Source organism: Halomonas sp. 111 (assembly GCF_052379685.1).
Classification (GTDB): Bacteria; Pseudomonadota; Gammaproteobacteria; order Pseudomonadales; family Halomonadaceae; genus Vreelandella; species Vreelandella citrativorans.
Genome location: NZ_JBQSYV010000010.1, coordinates 125,812 through 141,868 on the forward strand (window position 1 = coordinate 125,812; position 16,057 = coordinate 141,868).

Sequence of the window (16,057 nt, forward strand, 5' to 3'; positions counted from 1 at the left end):
TGGCGTCTTTCGGGCTTAGCGCAACATACCTGCCACGACCAGCCCTAGCGCCAGAAGGCTTAACAGCGCCGCAGCGCCATACATCAGCTTTTTATTGGTGGTGTCGCGGCCCAAAATAAGGTCAAACATTCCGTGGCGCAGGCGATGGGCGGCATGAAAAAGCGGCAAACAGACCGCCGCGCCAACAAACAGAAAGCCTGGCACGCTGAATAGCAGTCGCGATGCCCGCTCATGGCTGAGCGCGTCGGCAGGTAGCCAGCCCAAGGGAAGCAGCACGGCAAAAAACAGGATGGCAGAGGGCAGCAGCACAGCAAAACAGACGCCGCCTGCACTGAATAGCCCCCACCATAGCGACTCATCGTAGGCCTGGTGATGGGGAGGCTGGTTCGTGCGCTGACTGTCCGCGCCTGACATATTCATGGTTGGTTTAGTCATACAGACGTCCTCCCAAACAGCCAGATGAACAGCAGCAGTACGGCCAGAACGCCCGCCCACTGCCCCGCCACAATCGCCTTATCCGGTAGTTGGTAGTTACCGATGCGCAGCGGCATAACGCGAGGAAACAGCACAAAAAAGGTCGCCGCGTGAAACAGGCTAGCAGCTAGCGCCAAAAGGTTGAGCAGCAAAACGATGGGAGATCCCATAAAGGCGATCCATCGTTGCCAACTCTCTGGACCCTGAAGCAGCGCGACCATGCCCGCCAGTAGGCAGAGCAGGAAAAAAACCAGCGGTATCACCGTCGCTTCACGCAGCATATAGAGTTTAAAAAAGCGAAGTTTCAGCCACCAGTTACGTTTTAACGGCACAAAGCGTTGAGATGTCGACTTATCCATACCCTTTCTCCTAGCCCTTAAACAACGCAATTAGCGTGTGCTTAGCGGACGCCACCTTGCTCTGATTGATAGCCGCCGCTGGGTCAACGTGTTTGGGACACACCTTTGAGCAAAAGCCTACAAAGGTGCAGCTCCACACGCCTTCATGGCGGTTCAATTCGGCCATTCGCTGCGTGCTGCCATGGTCCCGGCTATCCAGGTTATAGCGGTGCCCCAGCGCAATGGCTCCTGGGCCAATAAACTCAGGATTAAGCCCAAACTGCGGGCAAGCGGAGTAACAAAGCCCACAGTTGATACAGTTAGCGAACTGCTTGTAACGGGCAAGCTGTCGGGGCGACTGGCGATAGGTTTCTGGCGCCTTCGGATCAAAGGGCTTTACCGGGTTGTCGTCTATCAGATAGGGCTTAACGGCGGCCAGGTGATCGAGGAATATCTCCATATCAACCACCAGGTCGCGCTGCACGGGAAAGTGCGCCAATGGTTCAATGCGGATCTCATCGTCGAAGTCGCGCAGGAAGGTCTTACAACCAAGCTTGGGGACGCCATTCACCATAACGCCACAGGAGCCACAGATCGCCATGCGACACGACCAGCGGTAGCTCAGAGTGCTGTCGAGCTGCTCTTTGATGTGATTCAACGCGTCCAGCAATGAGGTGCTGTCGTCGACTGGCAGCTCATACTCCTGCCAATAGGGCTCGGTAGAGTTGTCGGGTAAATAGCGTTGGACGCTGATGCGCCGGGTGGATACCTGCTGAGTACTCATGCCTTGCCTCCCTTGGACGCATCCCCATAGGTACGTTCTGCGGGCGCGGAAAAACGCACGTCTACCTCCTGCCATGCCAACCGAGCGTGTGCATCGCCTTGATAAAACACCTGGCTGTGCTTGAGGTAATTAACGTCATCGCGCGTTTGCATACCGTCATCTAACCGCTGGTGAGCGCCACGGGACTCTCGCCGCTCCAGTGCACCAAGGCAAGATGCCTCGGCAATATCCAGCCCGTAGCCAAGCTCAATGCACTCAAGCAACTCTGTGTTGAATATTTTGCTGGTGTCGTTGACACGAATCTTCTGATAGCGCGCCCGCAGTTCACGAATCGTCTCCAACGATTGCCGCATGCCCTCTTCGGTACGATAAATACCACAGCCACTCTCCATGGCCTGCACCATGGCATGCTTAAGCGTCACCCACGTCTCGCCGCTGCCCTCACCATCACAAAGATGCGCTAGTTTTGCCTGCTGATGGGCAGCTTGGGTTTCCAGAAGGTGCTTGTCTGCCCACTCGGTTTGCGCCGCGCGCTGGCTTGCCTGCTCCCCCGCTAAACGGCCAAACACCAGTAGCTCAGTGAGCGAGTTGGAACCCAAGCGATTAGCACCATGTAGCCCAACAGAGGCGCATTCACCCGCCGCATAAAGCCCGGCAACCGACGTTTCACAGTAGGGATTGGTTTCAATACCGCCCATGGTGTAGTGCACCGCAGGGCGGATAGGGATCGGCTCTTTGACCGGGTCAACGTTAATGTAGGATTTAGCCAGCTCGCAGATAAAGGGCAGGCGCTCAAGAAGGTAGGCTTCGCCCAAGTGGCGCAGGTCAAGATAGACCACATCGCTATCGCCAAAGGAGCCAGTGCGGCCCGCCTGCTGCTCCTGCCAAAAGGCCTGTGAGAGCTTATCGCGAGGGCCCAGCTCCATGTACTTGTTTTCCGGCTTGCCCAGTGGGGTTTCCGGGCCCAGCCCGTAATCCTGAAGGTAGCGGTAGCCATCCTTATTGAGCAAAATACCGCCTTCTCCACGACACGCTTCGGTAATTAAAATGCCGGAGCCGGGAAGGCCCGTGGGGTGATACTGAACAAACTCCATGTCCCTAAGCGCCACACCGTGGCGATAGGCCATTGCCATCCCGTCGCCAGTCACGATCCCTGCGTTGGTATTAAAGCGAAACAGGCGCCCGGCACCTCCTGTTGCCAATATCACGGCTTTGGCACGCAACAAAATAAGCTCGCCGGTGGCCACTTGAAGGGCAATGACGCCAATAACGGCCCCTTCGTGCACGGCAAGATCAAGGACGAAATACTCATCGAAGCGCTCAATTTGGGAATATTTGAGCGAGGTTTGAAACAGGGTATGCAGCATGTGAAAGCCGGTTTTATCGGCGGCAAACCAGGTACGTGCGGTTTTCATGCCGCCAAAGCGGCGTACCTGCACATTACCATCCTCCTTGCGGCTCCAGGGGCAGCCCCAGCGCTCCATCTGCACCAGTTCCTGGTAGGCATGATGCACAAAATAGTCCACCACGCCTTGCTCAACCAGCCAGTCGCCACCCGACACAGTGTCGTCAAAATGCGCCTGATGCGTATCCTCCTCGCTGGTTACCGCCGCCGCACCGCCCTCAGCGGCAACGGTATGCGAGCGCATAGGATAGACCTTGGAAATCAGAGCGATGCTTTGAGAAATGCCCTGTGCCTTAGCGCTTTCTGCCGCGGCGATAGCGGCACGCAAGCCTGCGCCGCCTCCACCCACAATCACGATATCGAAATCTCGATGCTGCATGATGCTCCCTTTCTGTAGCCAGGCCAAAGGCGGTAGTGGCGACACGCTTCGATGCGGTGTCTTTTGGTTGAACTTATCACACTCCAGGTACGTGCTATCCCCTCATGCCAAGCTCTATTGACGCATATCAAGAAATGCATCTTTAAGACAGGCGATGCTTTAACAAAAGTAGTTACGTTTAATTTCTCATTTATTAATTTTAATAAAGAATTCCAACTACAATTTTTAACTATTAGTCGCTATCGCCATTCTCTGCAACGTATGTAACCGCAAGCAGATGAAAATCAACCACGATAGCAGTGAAGAGATTCGGCTGCTTTCGCAGCCCAAAAGAGGGGCAGCTTGATATGAACAGTAGTGTGCAATCGGCATTTGACTGGAAGTTGTTGGCGCCGCTTGTAGTGGCCATTATCGTTGCGTTGATACCCACGCCTGAGGGGGTTGCCCCTCACGCCTGGTATTTCTTCGCTATTTTTTTGGGCTGTGTGGTTGGGCTGATTTTTGAACCCTTGCCAGGCGCGGTCATTGGGTTAATCGGTGTGACTCTGGTAGCACTGCTCTCCCGCTGGGTGCTGTTTTCACCCGAACAGCTAGCGACCGAAGGCTTTAATGCTGCCAACCAGGCCTTTTCATGGGCAGTTTCGGGCTTCACCAACTCGACAGTGTGGCTGATTTTTGGCGCGTTTATGTTCGCGCTGGGGTATGAAAAAACCGGGCTAGGCAGGCGCATATCACTTTGGCTGGTCAAGGCCATGGGCAAGCGCACATTAACGTTGGGCTACGCGGTAATGATCGCCGATGCGGTGCTGGCGCCTTTTACACCTTCCAACACGGCGCGTAGCGGAGGCACCATTTATCCGGTCATTCGCAATCTGCCGCCGCTTTACGACTCCCAGCCCAATGACCCCAGCATGAAGCGCATGGGCAGTTTTCTGATGTGGACAGCGATCACCTCTACCTGTGTGACCAGCTCGCTGTTTCTAACCGCGCTTGCCCCCAACCTGTTAGCCATTGCTCTGACAGAAAGCGCTACCGGTATCCATATTAACTGGGGGCAGTGGTTTATCGCCGTAGCGCCCGCTGGCATTCTGCTGCTGTTGCTGGTACCGCTGCTCTGTTACTGGCTATGCGCGCCAGAAGTGAAAGCCGGTGAAGAAGTGTCCAACTGGGCGCGGGATGAGCTGAACAAACTGGGGGCGCTTACTCGCAACGAGATACTGCTGGTCATCATGGTCGTCTCTGCGCTACTGCTGTGGATTTTTGCGGGCGATGTTGTGTCCGCCTCCCTGGTAGGCCTGGTGGTGATTTGCTGCATGTTGCTGACCGGCATCGTGAGCTGGAACGATATCCTCGACAATCGAGCCGCCTGGAATACCTTTGTGTGGTTTGCAACGCTGGTGGCGCTGGCAGGCGGGCTAAGCCAGGTCGGATTCGTCAACTGGTTTGGTGGCGTGGTGGGTGAACAAATCAGCCACTTTAATCCCGTCATGGCGATGGTGGCGCTCACGGTGATCTTCTATCTCCTGCACTACCTGTTTGCCAGCGTCACGGCCCACGTTACCGCCCTGTTGCCGGTGATGCTGGCGGCGGCTTCCGGTATTGCAGGGCTGGATATGCAGATGTTTATCCTCCTGCTGCTCCCCACGCTAGGCTTTATGGGCATTATCACCCCCTACGGCACCGGCCCAAGCCCGGTTTACTATGGCAGCGGCTATCTGCCAAGCGCCCTTTATTGGCGGCTTGGGGCTATTTTTGGTCTGCTGTTCTTAGTGGCCTGGCTGGCTATCGGTTTGCCGTGGCTGCTGTTGATTAACTGACCCCAGGTGAGCGAGCCGTTTAGCCGAGGCGTTGATACCATCGGCTAATCGGTTCGGCGATGCTTTTTGCTTGCTCTGTATGCAGGTTGTGCCCGCCTTCCAGCGCGATAGGGTGCACGCGAGGGGCTATGTTAGCCAAGCGGGCGGCAAGTGTGTGAAATTTAGTATCCTGCCGACCTGAAAAGTAACCAATGGGAAGTGACGTTTCAGCCAGCCACGGCCACTGAGAGGACTGCCTGCCGAGCGACGTGCTTCGCAGCATTGTCGCCACGGACGGGCCATGATTGGCCAACCGCCGTTCAATCTGCCGCGCTCGCTGCGCATGTGTAAGGTCAGCAAAGACGGGCTGCCGATACCAGTCGGTAAGCACGCGTTCAAGAGGTTCCAGCGCAAAGCGTTGTGCCCAGCGTGCATCATGGGCCATACGCTCATCGCGCTCGCTTTCGGGCAAGCCTGGATGAGCGCTCTCCAGCCAAAGCGCCTCAAGCCCCGCAGGTTGGCGGCGGGCGTGATCAAGCGCCAAACGCCCTCCCAGCGAGTAGCCCAGCAAGCAGTAGCGGTGAATATCCTGCGCGGCCAACGTATCGGTTAGCCAGTGGTGAAAAGCGGAGAAAGAGTCGACCGCCACTTGGTCATTTTGGCCGTGGCCCGGTAAATCCAACGCCAGGCACGGCACATCTTTCAACGCAGCGATGACCTCCGCCCAATCGTGGCGATCACCTAACAAGCCGTGCAGCATAACCAGCGTTGGGCGTGGCTGGGCGTGCGCTTCATATTCAGCCTTCATGGTTATCGCGCCTACCTAGCGTTGCTGCCAGCGCCACAAGATCGTCTGCAACCTGCTGATGTGGCACGTTAAGCTCTATCAGTGTAACGCCTCCTTCCAAGGCACGGGCATAGGCCGCATCGAAGCTCTCCAGCGAGCCAGGTGCGGCATAGGCAAGCCCAAACATTTGCGCCGCGTACTCAAAACTCAAACCATGTGGCTGACGGAAATAACGCTCAAGTAGCGCACCTTCCTTGGGCACTGGCAGCATATGAAAGATGCTGCCGCCATCATTATTGAGGATAATCACCACCAGCGGCTGAACGGCCTGCTTCAGCAGCGCCAGGCTATTAAGGTCATGCAGCGCGCTGGTATCGCCCACGATCAGCGTGGTGGGCTGGTCGCTAGTAGCACTGGCGCCGTAGGCCGTGGCAATCAGCCCATCGATACCGGAAGCTCCGCGGTTGGTGAATACCCGCAAAGGCGCTGTGCGGTACGCGCCCAGCATGTTCATCAGCCTTGCGGGCATACTGTTACCCACAAACAGCTGCCCGTTTGCCTGCTGCAACAACCGATGACAAATGCCCAGCTCTGAAAAGGTATTACAGCGTTGATTCACGATATCGCTGATGCGCTGTTGGCACTGGTTAAGCCGGTGCCAAGGGGTGCGCTCGGTCTCACGTTCAAGCGCGGCCACCACTGCCTCGGGCGGGCAAATGAAGCGGCGCTTAACGCTGTAATCAGGGTCGAGCCGCTGGGGGCGCGAGTCCACCAGCCAAACATCCTGCCAGGAATGACGAGCAATAAACTGCGTCAGGCGCTTGGAGATAAGACGCCCGCCAAATTGCAGCAACACATCGGCCCGCTCCAACTCCTCGACAAAATGAGGATCGTGCAGCGCCAGGTCAAAATGGATCACGTTTTGGCGGTCAAAACGTACCTGGCTTTGTAGATCCGCCAACAGAGGCCAGCCTAATCGACGGGATAACGTCACCACCTGCTGCGCCTGGTGCGGGTCATCTATACATCCCGCCACGATAACGCCTCGCTGACACGAAAAATCCGCCCACTCGGTAGAAAACGCGGGCGCTTGCGTACTGGATACCCACTGGCTCCACGGCACTGAAGAGGTCAGCCAGCTTCCGAGAGGCGCCAGATAATCCGTGGCATCCTCTCTCTGGTCGCCAGGGTAAAGAGGCTCACGGTAGCGGCAGTTAAAATGCACAGGGCCTGGCGTACGCTGCTGTTGATCAATAGTTTGATCAACGGTGCTGAGTAGAAACGCGGCGCTCAGTTCAGGGCCAGGGGGCGGAAGATCGTGATGCATCACGGTATGACGAGCGAAGATGTCGCGCTGGTCGATGGCCTGGTTACTGCCGTTATCCAGTAATTCAATAGGGCGGTCGGCTGAGAGCACTACCAGCGGCACCCCCATTAGCTTGGCTTCTACGACGGCAGGATATAGATTGGCAACCGCCGTGCCCGAGGTGGTGATAACCGCTACCGGGCGGCCGCTTCCGCGCGCAAGACCCAGTGCCATAAAGGCCAGGCCACGCTCGTCAAAATGGCAGTGGCAGCGAAGCCCGGCATGCTCGCTGGCCGCCATGGTGAGCGGCGACGAGCGTGAGCCCGGCGCCAGCACAACGTCGCGCATGCCCAAGCGGTAAAGCTCCTCAAGCAGCAGTGCGGCCCACACATGGTTAAAGGTAGCGTGCTGAAGCGGAAAGCCGCGCGGCATGGCGTTCGCGGTCATTGGTATTACCCCATGTTGAGCAGCGACATAATGTCGGCAATTTTGTTGTCCAGCTCACGCCACTCTGCATCAGGCTGAGAGCCCGCGACAATGCCCGCACCGGCATAAAGGCGAATTTCATTAGCGCCGATATGAGCACACCGGATAGCCACCGCAAGCTCCGTACTGGCCAGGCTCACCCGGCCAAACACACCCGCATACCAGCCCCGCTGGTGGCGTTCATGCTGGCGGATAAACGCTAGCGCCGATGCGCGGGGAACACCACCTACCGCTGGGGTAGGCGGCAAACTGGCAAGCAGCGCCTGGTCCGTCACCGTGTGATGCAGCTCAGCATGAATAAGGCGGCGGATATGCTGCACAGAGCGCAGCTTGAGAACATGGGCCTCCCCGGCTTGAACAACGCGAGACAAAGGCTCAAGCCGGGCAAGAATATCCTCGTAAACGCACTGGTTCTCCAGGCTGTTTTTGGTATCTGCCAACAGTGCCTCGGCAAGGTATTGGTCCTTTTGTGCATCAGCGCCACGATGAGTGGTGCCCGCTAGCGACTCGGTTACCAGCTGCGTACCTTCTCGCTGATAAAGGCGCTCCGGTGGGCAACCGATAAAGGCGGTCTCTGAATCCCACTGAATGCCTAATTGAAAGCACGCCGCCGCCTCTGCCTGCCAGCGGTCCAGCAGTGCCCAGGGCGATGGCGTTTTCGATGCATCGTCCGCGATAACCAAACGCGTCTCTCGCGATAACACCACTTTGGGCGTATGGCACAGCTGATCAGCGTGGGTCACTTGGGACACCCACGCTGACCACGCCTGCTGGGCAGGGGCGTCATAACGTAAATAGGCATGCGGACGCAGAGGGGGTAGCGGTTGTTCTTGCTGGAGACTGGCTAAAAAGGCGCGTGCTTCGGCTATTTCGTGATCGCCGCAGCGGTCGTCAAAGCGCAGATTGAGCGTCAGTAGCGCCCCCTGTTGTGAGCGCTTAAGTTCAACACGCGGCAATATGAAACAGCAATTTTTGAAATTTTCCCAACCGGGCGACGTAGCATCAAACGCCATGCCGCCGAAATAATCCGGCTGCTCACTTGGCAAGGTTGCGAGTTTGGCAAGGTCGGCCTGTAGCGTCTCAAGCGAATCGGCCGCGCTGACCATGCCTAGCGTCGCGTACTCAGGTGCACCGGCGTCACGCGCTTTCCAGTAGCCGCGCGGAAAAACCGTTTGCGCGTCCAACCATCCCATCAGGCTATCAACGCGGCAAGGCACGCTCAGGCGTATAACCCCTTGGATGGACGGCACAGACAATGCATCAAGCCGGTCCATAAGCTCAGCGACAGCGCTCTGGCTGTTCATATGCGCCAACCCGTAAGCGACGCTGCTGCCTGTTACCCAGCGCATGTGTTCAGACAATCAGTGGCCCCGCGTCTCAGGTAAACCGGATGCGGCGCGCAATGCCCAGCCTCTGCTTGATATAGGGCAGAACCCAACGGTCCCCCCCAAAATGGCCAGCGTTCGCGCCCGCTACCAGTAAGAAAAAGGTTAACGCAATCATCCATGGGTTGGTGGAGACCGTACCCGCCATTAGAAACGACATATTCATTACAATAGCGAAGAAGCCTGCAAAGGAGGTCAGCACCCCCACGATCAAGCCCAACCCCACGAGTATCTCCCCCAGCGGGATCACCACATTAAACATACCCGCATAGGGCAGCGCAAAATGCTCCAAAAAAGCAACGTAGTTGGGATACACCATGCTCCCTTCCCGCATTACAGGGTTCGCCACCGCGTTACTCAGGAACCCTTGCGCATCAAAACCGCCCGTCAGTTTGCCGATTCCCAAACTGAGCCAAGTAATCCCAAGATAAAGCCGGAAGGCTAGCCAAACAAGCGCTGCATATTTGCTTTGTCTAAATAAGTCGCCGATCATCAAATTAACTCCTGTTAAGAGGGATTAACAATAGTTTGCGATAAGACACCGCTGCTTCTTTTGACGCAGGTCTACTTTTTAGCACTTAATAATACATAGCTACGTACTCCCTTTTAGTCATTTAACATCATCACGACCAGGACACCAAAGCAATGGATCAACCCGACAAGCACCGCCCGTTCCAGGTTTGGTTATTAGCAGCCCGGCCTCGTACGCTGCCTTTGGCATGTGCCTCTATCCTGCTTGGCTCAGGCCTTGCGGCGCATGCACAAGGGTTTAATCCGAGCGTGCTACTACTTGCCCTGCTAACAGCGATTGCCCTGCAAGTGCTTTCAAACCTGGCCAATGATTACGGCGACGCAGCGACGGGGGCGGATGATCACCAGCGCATAGGCCCGGTTCGCGCGGTCTCGTCAGGGTTACTGAGCCCACGCGCCATGCGCGGTGGAATGGTGGTGATGGCGGTCGTTGCCGCCCTGTGTGGGCTGTTGCTACTGCTGACGGCTTTTGGCAATCAGTGGGCGTCCATTCTTATCTTTATTCTTCTGGGTGCTGCCGCGCTGCTGGCCGCGGTCACGTATACCGTAGGGCTGGGTGGCACGCCGTATGGCTACCGGGGGCTGGGAGATATTGCGGTCTTTATCTTCTTCGGCTTGTTAGGGGTACTCGGCACGTACTACCTGCATGCACAACAACTGGACGGGCTTACACTACTGCCCGCGGCCGCTTGCGGGTTACTGGCAACCGCTGTATTGAACGTGAATAACGTGCGCGATATCGAAAGTGACACGCGCAACGGCAAGATCACTTTGGCGGTGCGCTTGGGCCGCGCTAACGCCATTACCTACCACTGGATATTGCTGGCAATGGCGCTACTGCTCACCGTGATTTATCTGGTCGCACTGCCCGCCCCCTGGCTTAGCTGGAGCTGCCTGCTGGTTGCCAAACCGTTAGCAGACGCTGCCAGAACGCTACACCACACTACCGACGGTGAAACGCTTACCGGCATGCTGAAAAAAACCGCGCTATCGACGCTGATTTACAGTGTACTGCTCTCACTCGGCCTAGCGCTCTATTAAAGAGGCCAAGCCGCTTGCCCCGTGCTTAAAGCACGACCTCATAACCTTCAAATTTGGGCGGCCCCAGGTAGATACCTTCCGGTGACTTGGCGCCCGCGTGAGCCTTACGAAACGCCTCTGACTGGGTCCAGGCGCGGAAAGCCGCTTCCGACTCCCATACACTGTGGGAAATAAACACGGTGTGCTCTTCCTGGCTTGCGCCCTGCAACATGTTGAACTGCTTGAATCCGGGCACGTCGCTCAAGTGCGAATCACGCTGACGCCACACCTCCAAAAAATCCTCTTCGCGGCCTGGGGCAATCTGAAAACGGTTCATGGCGATATACATGACAACTCTCCTGCTGGGTTGGTCCTGCCAAGTTAGTTACGCGGCGACAACTTGATGGTAACGTCACCGTTAAGTAACGAACAGCTTAGGCTTTAGAAGAAAGCTGCTTGAGCCTGCTGGTCGTGCCCACGCCCTATTATCTGCTGCCACCAGCAGATGCCAACAAGCCTGAAGTGCTGGATTAACCTCCTTGTTGCCTGGGCGGCAGGCGGCTGGCAGCAGCCAGGGTCGCTCAACGGGCAGGAGATCAAAAGCTCCAACCCCATCGGGAAAAAACATCCCGTTTAGAATTTTCATCACTCATTTCACAACTTACGCTAACGACCAATAACAATCTGATTTTAGTACGTATAAACTCTAGCCCTTAAACAGTATTAATGCTGGCGGCTATCAATAGCCCTGTTATCAATGACGCTGTTATCCACAAGGAATTCTGCATGCTCCGCCCTGTTGATAATTTTAACGCTGCGCTTTCATCTTCACTGCTAACACTGCGCAGTTGGGCAGGATTAGCGTGTGTGTTGTTGCTCTCTGGCTGTGCGACCTTTGCCCCCAACCCACCACAAGACCAGAGCAATATTTGCGAAATTTTCCGCGAACAGCCCACTTGGTACGACTATGCACGCGACTCTCAGGAGAAGTGGGGAACGCCCATTGCGACGCAAATGGCGTTTATTCAGCAGGAGTCTTCCTTTAAAAGCCACATTCGTCCTGACCGCAAGTATTACCTGGGCTTTATCCCCGGCCCCCGCCCCTCTTCGGCAAAAGGGTATGCCCAAGCGCAGGACCCGGTGTGGGGAGAGTACCAGGAGCAGGCAGGTAGCTTGTTTGCGCGGCGCACCAGCATGAAGCACGCCACCGACTTCATCGGCTGGTACAACCACCGATCTCAGCAGCAAGCAGGCATTTCATTAACCAATCCTGAGCATCTCTATTACGCCTACCACGAGGGCGCAGGCGGGTATCGACGTGGCACGTACCAGAACAAGCCTCAGGTAATCAATGCAGCACGGCAGATCGTCGCTCGCACAAACCGTTATCAATCCCAGCTCAATGCCTGTGAAGCCGAATTTCAATGCCGCCGTTTTTATCAGGTCTGGCCCTTTTGCCGTAGCTAAGTAGTTTTATTATGTCCCTACTCATCGGTTCGTTCTTTGTTTTTGTAGTTTTTTTTACCTCGATGTTATCGGGTATCTTCGGCATGGCGGGCGGGCTGGTACTGATGTGGTTTCTGCTGCTCGCGTTCCCGGCGGCCAGCGCCATGGCCGTGCATGGAGCCATCCAGCTTACCGCTAACGGGTCGCGGGCATGGTTATCACGTCGCTTTATTGTCTGGCGAACGGTCGCGTTTATGACGCTAGGCGTAATAAGCGCCGCCGGGCTACTGGTGTTGCTTGGCTATAGCGCCAATGCCGCCACGGTATCACTGTTAATTGGCTTGATGCCCCTTCTGGTGTGGATGCCCAAACGCTGGTTCCACCTCAACGCCAACCGAACGAGCCACGCGCTGCTTTGCGGCATGGCATCGGGTGGGTTAACCATTGCCGCCGGTGTGTCCGGGCCGCTGATCGATATCTTCTTTGTACGCTCTCGAATGGATCGTCGTGAAGTGGTGGCCACTAAAGCAATGATTCAGGTGGTCGCGCATAGTATTAAAATTCTCTTCTACTTGAGTGCTGCGCTGGCACTAGGTGCTGGGGATTGGGGCATGGTACTGCTGGCTGCGCCGCTGGCTATCCTGGGCACTCAAGTAGGGACACATGTGTTACATCGCCTTACCGATGCCAACTTCCGTACATGGACACGCTGGATTGTGACCGGTATTGGCATTTTCTATTTTGCCCAAGGGGCATATTTGCTGAGTCAGTAAATTGACCGTTCCGGCGTGAGTACATTAAGGCACATACCATTTATTGACACCTTCATTAACTGGCGCTATCGTCTCGATAGATGAAAATGAGAAACACTCTCTTTCTCTTATCGACGACTTGTTGACGAAGTGCAGGTAAATGACATGACCAGTGAGCAGCGACAGCTTCGCCAGACTCTTGGGTTCTTACGAACCTCCTTCGAGGCGATTCAACACTCAATTGCAGGCCGCCTAAGCGACCCGCTGCCCTGCTGGCTGGATACTGGGATGCTTTCGATGCTGGCCGGAGAACTTAACCGCTGCTGCAAAGAGGCCAAACCGCTATTTGCCCCTCAAGTAGTCGAGCAAATTTTTCTCGCCGCCCAACAGTGCGAGCTACTGCTGAAACAGTGCCCCGGTGTACTCAATAGCGCTATCTGTCACCGGCAGTTAGCCGCGATTATGCTGCCGCTCAACAATGCCCTTCAGCTAATCGTCATACCTCCTAAACGGCGCTGGCCTTGGCAGCGAGATTGAGTTCATCGCGCTCAGGTACATCGTTACTTAGGCACGTCACTAGCCCGGTACGCTGTTAATCAACGGCGCCATCAATGAGTCATCCAACCCCCATCTTTATCAAGGTAGGGTTTTGTTTTATGCCTGGCGACCTCATAACAAACCACAAGGAAGAGTGGTTGGCGCTCACTAGTAAACTGGTCTATTGTATCATCACTTTAAAGCAGTGCACGTAACAGGAGTTAGCTGAATGGCATTTGAAGCACTTTTTACCCCGACCCAACTTGGTAGTCTGTCGATTCCTAACCGCGTCATCATGGCACCGCTCACACGCGCACGCACACCGGATAGCGTGCCTGGCAAACGGCAGCAAGCCTACTATGGGCAGCGGGCTGGTTCAGGCCTGATTATTAGTGAAGCAACCAATATCTCTCCCACTGCCCGTGGTTACGTCTACACCCCAGGCATTTGGACCGATGAGCAGGAAGCGGGCTGGAAGGAGGTCGTCAATACGGTGCATGCCAAAGGCGGTCGAATTGCGCTGCAACTTTGGCACGTTGGGCGTGTTTCCCACGAGATGGTGCAACCCAATGGCGAACAGCCGGTCGCGCCCAGTGCGCTTAAAGGTGAAGGCGCCCAGTGTTTTGTTGAGTTTGAAGACGGTAGCGCAGGCCAGCACCCCACCAGCACACCGCGCGCGCTGGAAACCGACGAGATCCCCGGCATTGTGGATGACTACCGCCAGGCGGCGGTGCGTGCCAAGCGTGCGGGTTTCGACATGGTTGAAGTGCACGCGGCCAACGCCTATTTGTTGAATCAGTTCCTGGCCACCGGCACTAACCAGCGTACCGACCAATACGGTGGCTCGCTGGAAAACCGTGCGCGCTTCCCGCTGGAAGTGGTCGATGCCGTTGTTGACGTATTTGGCGCTGACCGAGTTGGTATCCGTATGACGCCGTTTATCGAGCTGTTTGGATTAACCGACGATGAGCCTGAAGCGATGGCGTTCTATATGGCGGATCAGCTTTCCAAGCGTGGCCTTGCCTATTTGCATCTTAACGAGCCCAACTGGGCCGGTGGCGACATTCAGTTCCCTGACGGTTTTCGCGAGCAGATGCGTGAGCGCTTTAGCGGCAGCCTGATCTACTGCGGTAACTATAACGCCGAACGTGCCGAGGCCCTGCTCGGTTCAGGCAACGCGGAAGCCGCCGCCTTTGGCCGTCCGTATATCGCCAACCCCGACCTGGCGGAGCGTTTTTATCAGAACGCACCATTGAATGAGCCTGATCACGCCACCTTCTACGGTGGCGACGAGAAAGGCTATACCGATTACCCATTTATGGATAACGGTTATGATCGTATTGGTTAATACGCCGACGTAAATTGCGTGTTCATAACAGCAAAAAGCATTCGTTAAATGGTAATGTCGATTAGGGGCTATTGACATTTCACATCGGTAGCCAGAGGAAACTACAGGCTAAAGCGACCATGCTCTCGTAATTTTGCTTAAGTTTGTCGTAGCGTGTTGCGATAGCTCGGTAATGCTTCACTCGTGCAAACGCATTCTCAACCAGGTGCCGGTAGTGATATAATCCTCTGTCCAAGCTGGCATTTCCTTTTCTCGCATTGCGTTTTCGCGGAATCACCGAACGCATCTTTTGTGCGTTGATCTGCTGGCGAATAGCATCACTGTCATAGCCTTTATCAGCCACTAGCGCCGCGCCAGAGGGTAACTCGGCAATCAGTGTGCCGGAGCCTCTTTGCTGTCATGCACTTCGTCTCCCGTGAGTCTGAAGGCAATAGGAAGTCGGTAAACATCACGGCCAGATGAATCTTGCTGGCATTACCTGCGCGACTTTTGCCAATGGCTTCAGCCTCACCACTGGCCGCACCGGCGCTGTGCTGGTGCGCCTTGGTGTAGGTGCCATCGATAAAGAGCCATTCAACATCAGAGTCTTCCACTAACGCGTTGAAGATAGCGGTTTGTCGGCAGCCAACCAGGCATTAAAGCGCTTATAGACGGCGTTCCAACGACCAAAGACCTCGGGTAAATCACGCCATGAGCAGCCGGAGCGCATTCGATACAGGATACCTTCCACCGTCATTCGTAGACCGGGCTTGTGATAAATGCCTTGTTGAAGCAGGATAGTTTTTAGCTTCGACCAGTGTTTATCATTGAGCATTAGTCGGGGCATTGCAGACTCGCAGGGTGATGGCTTCGGAACCTCTACTCTGCGGGTTTGCTCTTATCCTGCCAATATCTCTGCAGTGAAACGTCAACAGCTCCTAGTTGAAGCTGACTGCTTTTTTTAACCTAATAGTTTTGTGAACGTGCTCGAACGATATGCGAATAAGACCTTGCTCGCCAATCGAGAAGCAGAAGGATACTTGCATCAATTCTATAATCTCGAGAAGGCGGCCGTAGCATACACTTGAAAAACACAGGTAACTAATTGATAGAAAAATGAAATACCTGATAAAGGCTCAGTTGATGGGATGAATACTGTTTACACAGTAGGCCATCCGGGCGTATCAATTTATAAGCAAGTAAGGTTCATATCGCCCGACTCCAAAAGAGCGGTAGTTTTTACTATGCCTTAACCCATTTCAAGACGTTTGCAGCGCCCCCCCCCCCCAAGTACACAGCTGTTC

At 55.4% G+C, this 16,057-nt stretch carries 15 protein-coding genes and 1 pseudogene; 6 read left to right on the forward strand and 10 right to left on the reverse strand.

The features are described 5' to 3' along the window. Positions 1 to 15 precede the first annotated feature (15 nt). The 4 genes from frdD to frdA are packed head-to-tail and all read right to left on the reverse strand — an operon-like array spanning position 16 to position 3,380. Positions 16 to 435 (reverse strand): fumarate reductase subunit FrdD, encoded by a 420-nt coding sequence (frdD, locus tag ACT3T7_RS09635; protein WP_442353407.1) that lies wholly within the window; start codon positions 433 to 435, stop codon positions 16 to 18. Continuing rightward, positions 432 to 833 (reverse strand): fumarate reductase subunit C, encoded by a 402-nt coding sequence (locus tag ACT3T7_RS09640; protein WP_444630890.1) that lies wholly within the window; start codon positions 831 to 833, stop codon positions 432 to 434. Before ACT3T7_RS09640 ends, frdD begins: the two co-directional genes overlap by 4 nt. A 10-nt stretch (positions 834 to 843) precedes the next feature. Next, positions 844 to 1,596: a succinate dehydrogenase/fumarate reductase iron-sulfur subunit gene (locus tag ACT3T7_RS09645; protein ID WP_444630891.1), complete on the reverse strand. Its 753-nt coding sequence runs from the start codon at positions 1,594 to 1,596 to the stop codon at positions 844 to 846. Next, a complete protein-coding gene (gene frdA / locus ACT3T7_RS09650) occupies positions 1,593 to 3,380 on the reverse strand; it encodes a fumarate reductase (quinol) flavoprotein subunit (protein ID WP_444630892.1) in 1,788 nt (595 codons plus the stop codon). The genes ACT3T7_RS09645 and frdA overlap by 4 nt, the downstream gene beginning before the upstream one ends. A gap of 347 nt (positions 3,381 to 3,727) precedes the next feature. Between frdA and ACT3T7_RS09655 the strand changes: the two genes are divergently transcribed. Continuing rightward, entirely contained in the window at positions 3,728 to 5,197 is a 1,470-nt protein-coding gene (locus ACT3T7_RS09655) for an anion permease (RefSeq protein ID WP_193054214.1), read from the forward strand. Positions 5,198 to 5,216: 19 nt separating this feature from the next. Here ACT3T7_RS09655 and menH read toward each other — a convergent pair whose 3' ends face one another. Genes menH through ACT3T7_RS09675 form a run of 4 tightly spaced genes read right to left on the reverse strand, consistent with a single transcriptional unit; the run spans position 5,217 to position 9,633 of the window. After that, positions 5,217 to 5,984, reverse strand: coding sequence for a 2-succinyl-6-hydroxy-2,4-cyclohexadiene-1-carboxylate synthase (menH, locus tag ACT3T7_RS09660; RefSeq protein ID WP_444630893.1), 768 nt, complete (start codon positions 5,982 to 5,984; stop codon positions 5,217 to 5,219). Continuing rightward, positions 5,974 to 7,716 (reverse strand): 2-succinyl-5-enolpyruvyl-6-hydroxy-3-cyclohexene-1-carboxylic-acid synthase, encoded by a 1,743-nt coding sequence (menD, locus tag ACT3T7_RS09665; RefSeq protein WP_172117883.1) that lies wholly within the window; start codon positions 7,714 to 7,716, stop codon positions 5,974 to 5,976. Before menD ends, menH begins: the two co-directional genes overlap by 11 nt. Positions 7,717 to 7,721: 5 nt before the next feature. Then, positions 7,722 to 9,116 carry an isochorismate synthase gene (locus ACT3T7_RS09670; RefSeq protein ID WP_444630894.1) on the reverse strand — a complete coding sequence of 465 codons (1,395 nt, stop codon included), beginning with the start codon at positions 9,114 to 9,116 and terminating at the stop codon, positions 7,722 to 7,724. 16 nt (positions 9,117 to 9,132) lie between these two features. After that, positions 9,133 to 9,633: a DoxX family protein gene (locus ACT3T7_RS09675; protein ID WP_087110942.1), complete on the reverse strand. Its 501-nt coding sequence runs from the start codon at positions 9,631 to 9,633 to the stop codon at positions 9,133 to 9,135. 152 nt (positions 9,634 to 9,785) lie between these two features. Here ACT3T7_RS09675 and ACT3T7_RS09680 point away from each other — a divergent pair, with 152 nt between their 5' ends. Next, positions 9,786 to 10,712: a 1,4-dihydroxy-2-naphthoate polyprenyltransferase gene (locus ACT3T7_RS09680; RefSeq protein ID WP_441677396.1), complete on the forward strand. Its 927-nt coding sequence runs from the start codon at positions 9,786 to 9,788 to the stop codon at positions 10,710 to 10,712. Positions 10,713 to 10,737: 25 nt separating this feature from the next. Here the strand turns inward: ACT3T7_RS09680 and ACT3T7_RS09685 are convergent, their stop codons facing one another. Further along, positions 10,738 to 11,040 (reverse strand): antibiotic biosynthesis monooxygenase family protein, encoded by a 303-nt coding sequence (locus ACT3T7_RS09685; RefSeq protein ID WP_444630895.1) that lies wholly within the window; start codon positions 11,038 to 11,040, stop codon positions 10,738 to 10,740. Between the two features lie 437 nt (positions 11,041 to 11,477). On the opposite strand from ACT3T7_RS09685, the gene ACT3T7_RS09690 reads away from it, so the two are divergent. From ACT3T7_RS09690 to ACT3T7_RS09705, 4 genes are all read left to right on the forward strand, one after another. Next, positions 11,478 to 12,158: a transglycosylase SLT domain-containing protein gene (locus tag ACT3T7_RS09690; RefSeq protein ID WP_444630896.1), complete on the forward strand. Its 681-nt coding sequence runs from the start codon at positions 11,478 to 11,480 to the stop codon at positions 12,156 to 12,158. An 11-nt stretch (positions 12,159 to 12,169) separates the two neighbouring features. Further along, a complete protein-coding gene (locus ACT3T7_RS09695; protein WP_172117879.1) occupies positions 12,170 to 12,910 on the forward strand; it encodes a sulfite exporter TauE/SafE family protein in 741 nt (246 codons plus the stop codon). Positions 12,911 to 13,054: 144 nt separating this feature from the next. After that, positions 13,055 to 13,426, forward strand: a complete 372-nt coding sequence (locus ACT3T7_RS09700) for a hypothetical protein (protein ID WP_444630897.1) — start codon at positions 13,055 to 13,057, stop codon at positions 13,424 to 13,426. A 229-nt stretch (positions 13,427 to 13,655) separates the two neighbouring features. Further along, positions 13,656 to 14,774: an alkene reductase gene (locus ACT3T7_RS09705; protein ID WP_442353208.1), complete on the forward strand. Its 1,119-nt coding sequence runs from the start codon at positions 13,656 to 13,658 to the stop codon at positions 14,772 to 14,774. Positions 14,775 to 14,853: 79 nt separating this feature from the next. On the opposite strand, the pseudogene ACT3T7_RS09710 reads toward ACT3T7_RS09705, so the two are convergent. Beyond that, positions 14,854 to 15,600: pseudogene (locus tag ACT3T7_RS09710) on the reverse strand (IS5 family transposase). Between the last annotated feature and the right edge of the window lie 457 nt (positions 15,601 to 16,057).

Coding starts and splice junctions, on each gene's coding strand:
- ACT3T7_RS09695 (WP_172117879.1), top strand. CDS start 12,170: ATGTCCCTACTCATCGGTTCGTTCTTTGTTTTTGTAGTTTTTTTTACC.
- ACT3T7_RS09705 (WP_442353208.1), top strand. CDS start 13,656: ATGGCATTTGAAGCACTTTTTACCCCGACCCAACTTGGTAGTCTGTCG.
- frdA (WP_444630892.1), bottom strand. CDS start 3,380: ATGCAGCATCGAGATTTCGATATCGTGATTGTGGGTGGAGGCGGCGCA.
- ACT3T7_RS09680 (WP_441677396.1), top strand. CDS start 9,786: ATGGATCAACCCGACAAGCACCGCCCGTTCCAGGTTTGGTTATTAGCA.
- ACT3T7_RS09690 (WP_444630896.1), top strand. CDS start 11,478: ATGCTCCGCCCTGTTGATAATTTTAACGCTGCGCTTTCATCTTCACTG.
- ACT3T7_RS09645 (WP_444630891.1), bottom strand. CDS start 1,596: ATGAGTACTCAGCAGGTATCCACCCGGCGCATCAGCGTCCAACGCTAT.
- ACT3T7_RS09655 (WP_193054214.1), top strand. CDS start 3,728: ATGAACAGTAGTGTGCAATCGGCATTTGACTGGAAGTTGTTGGCGCCG.
- ACT3T7_RS09640 (WP_444630890.1), bottom strand. CDS start 833: ATGGATAAGTCGACATCTCAACGCTTTGTGCCGTTAAAACGTAACTGG.
- menH (WP_444630893.1), bottom strand. CDS start 5,984: ATGAAGGCTGAATATGAAGCGCACGCCCAGCCACGCCCAACGCTGGTT.
- ACT3T7_RS09675 (WP_087110942.1), bottom strand. CDS start 9,633: ATGATCGGCGACTTATTTAGACAAAGCAAATATGCAGCGCTTGTTTGG.
- frdD (WP_442353407.1), bottom strand. CDS start 435: ATGACTAAACCAACCATGAATATGTCAGGCGCGGACAGTCAGCGCACG.
- menD (WP_172117883.1), bottom strand. CDS start 7,716: ATGACCGCGAACGCCATGCCGCGCGGCTTTCCGCTTCAGCACGCTACC.
- ACT3T7_RS09700 (WP_444630897.1), top strand. CDS start 13,055: ATGACCAGTGAGCAGCGACAGCTTCGCCAGACTCTTGGGTTCTTACGA.
- ACT3T7_RS09685 (WP_444630895.1), bottom strand. CDS start 11,040: ATGTATATCGCCATGAACCGTTTTCAGATTGCCCCAGGCCGCGAAGAG.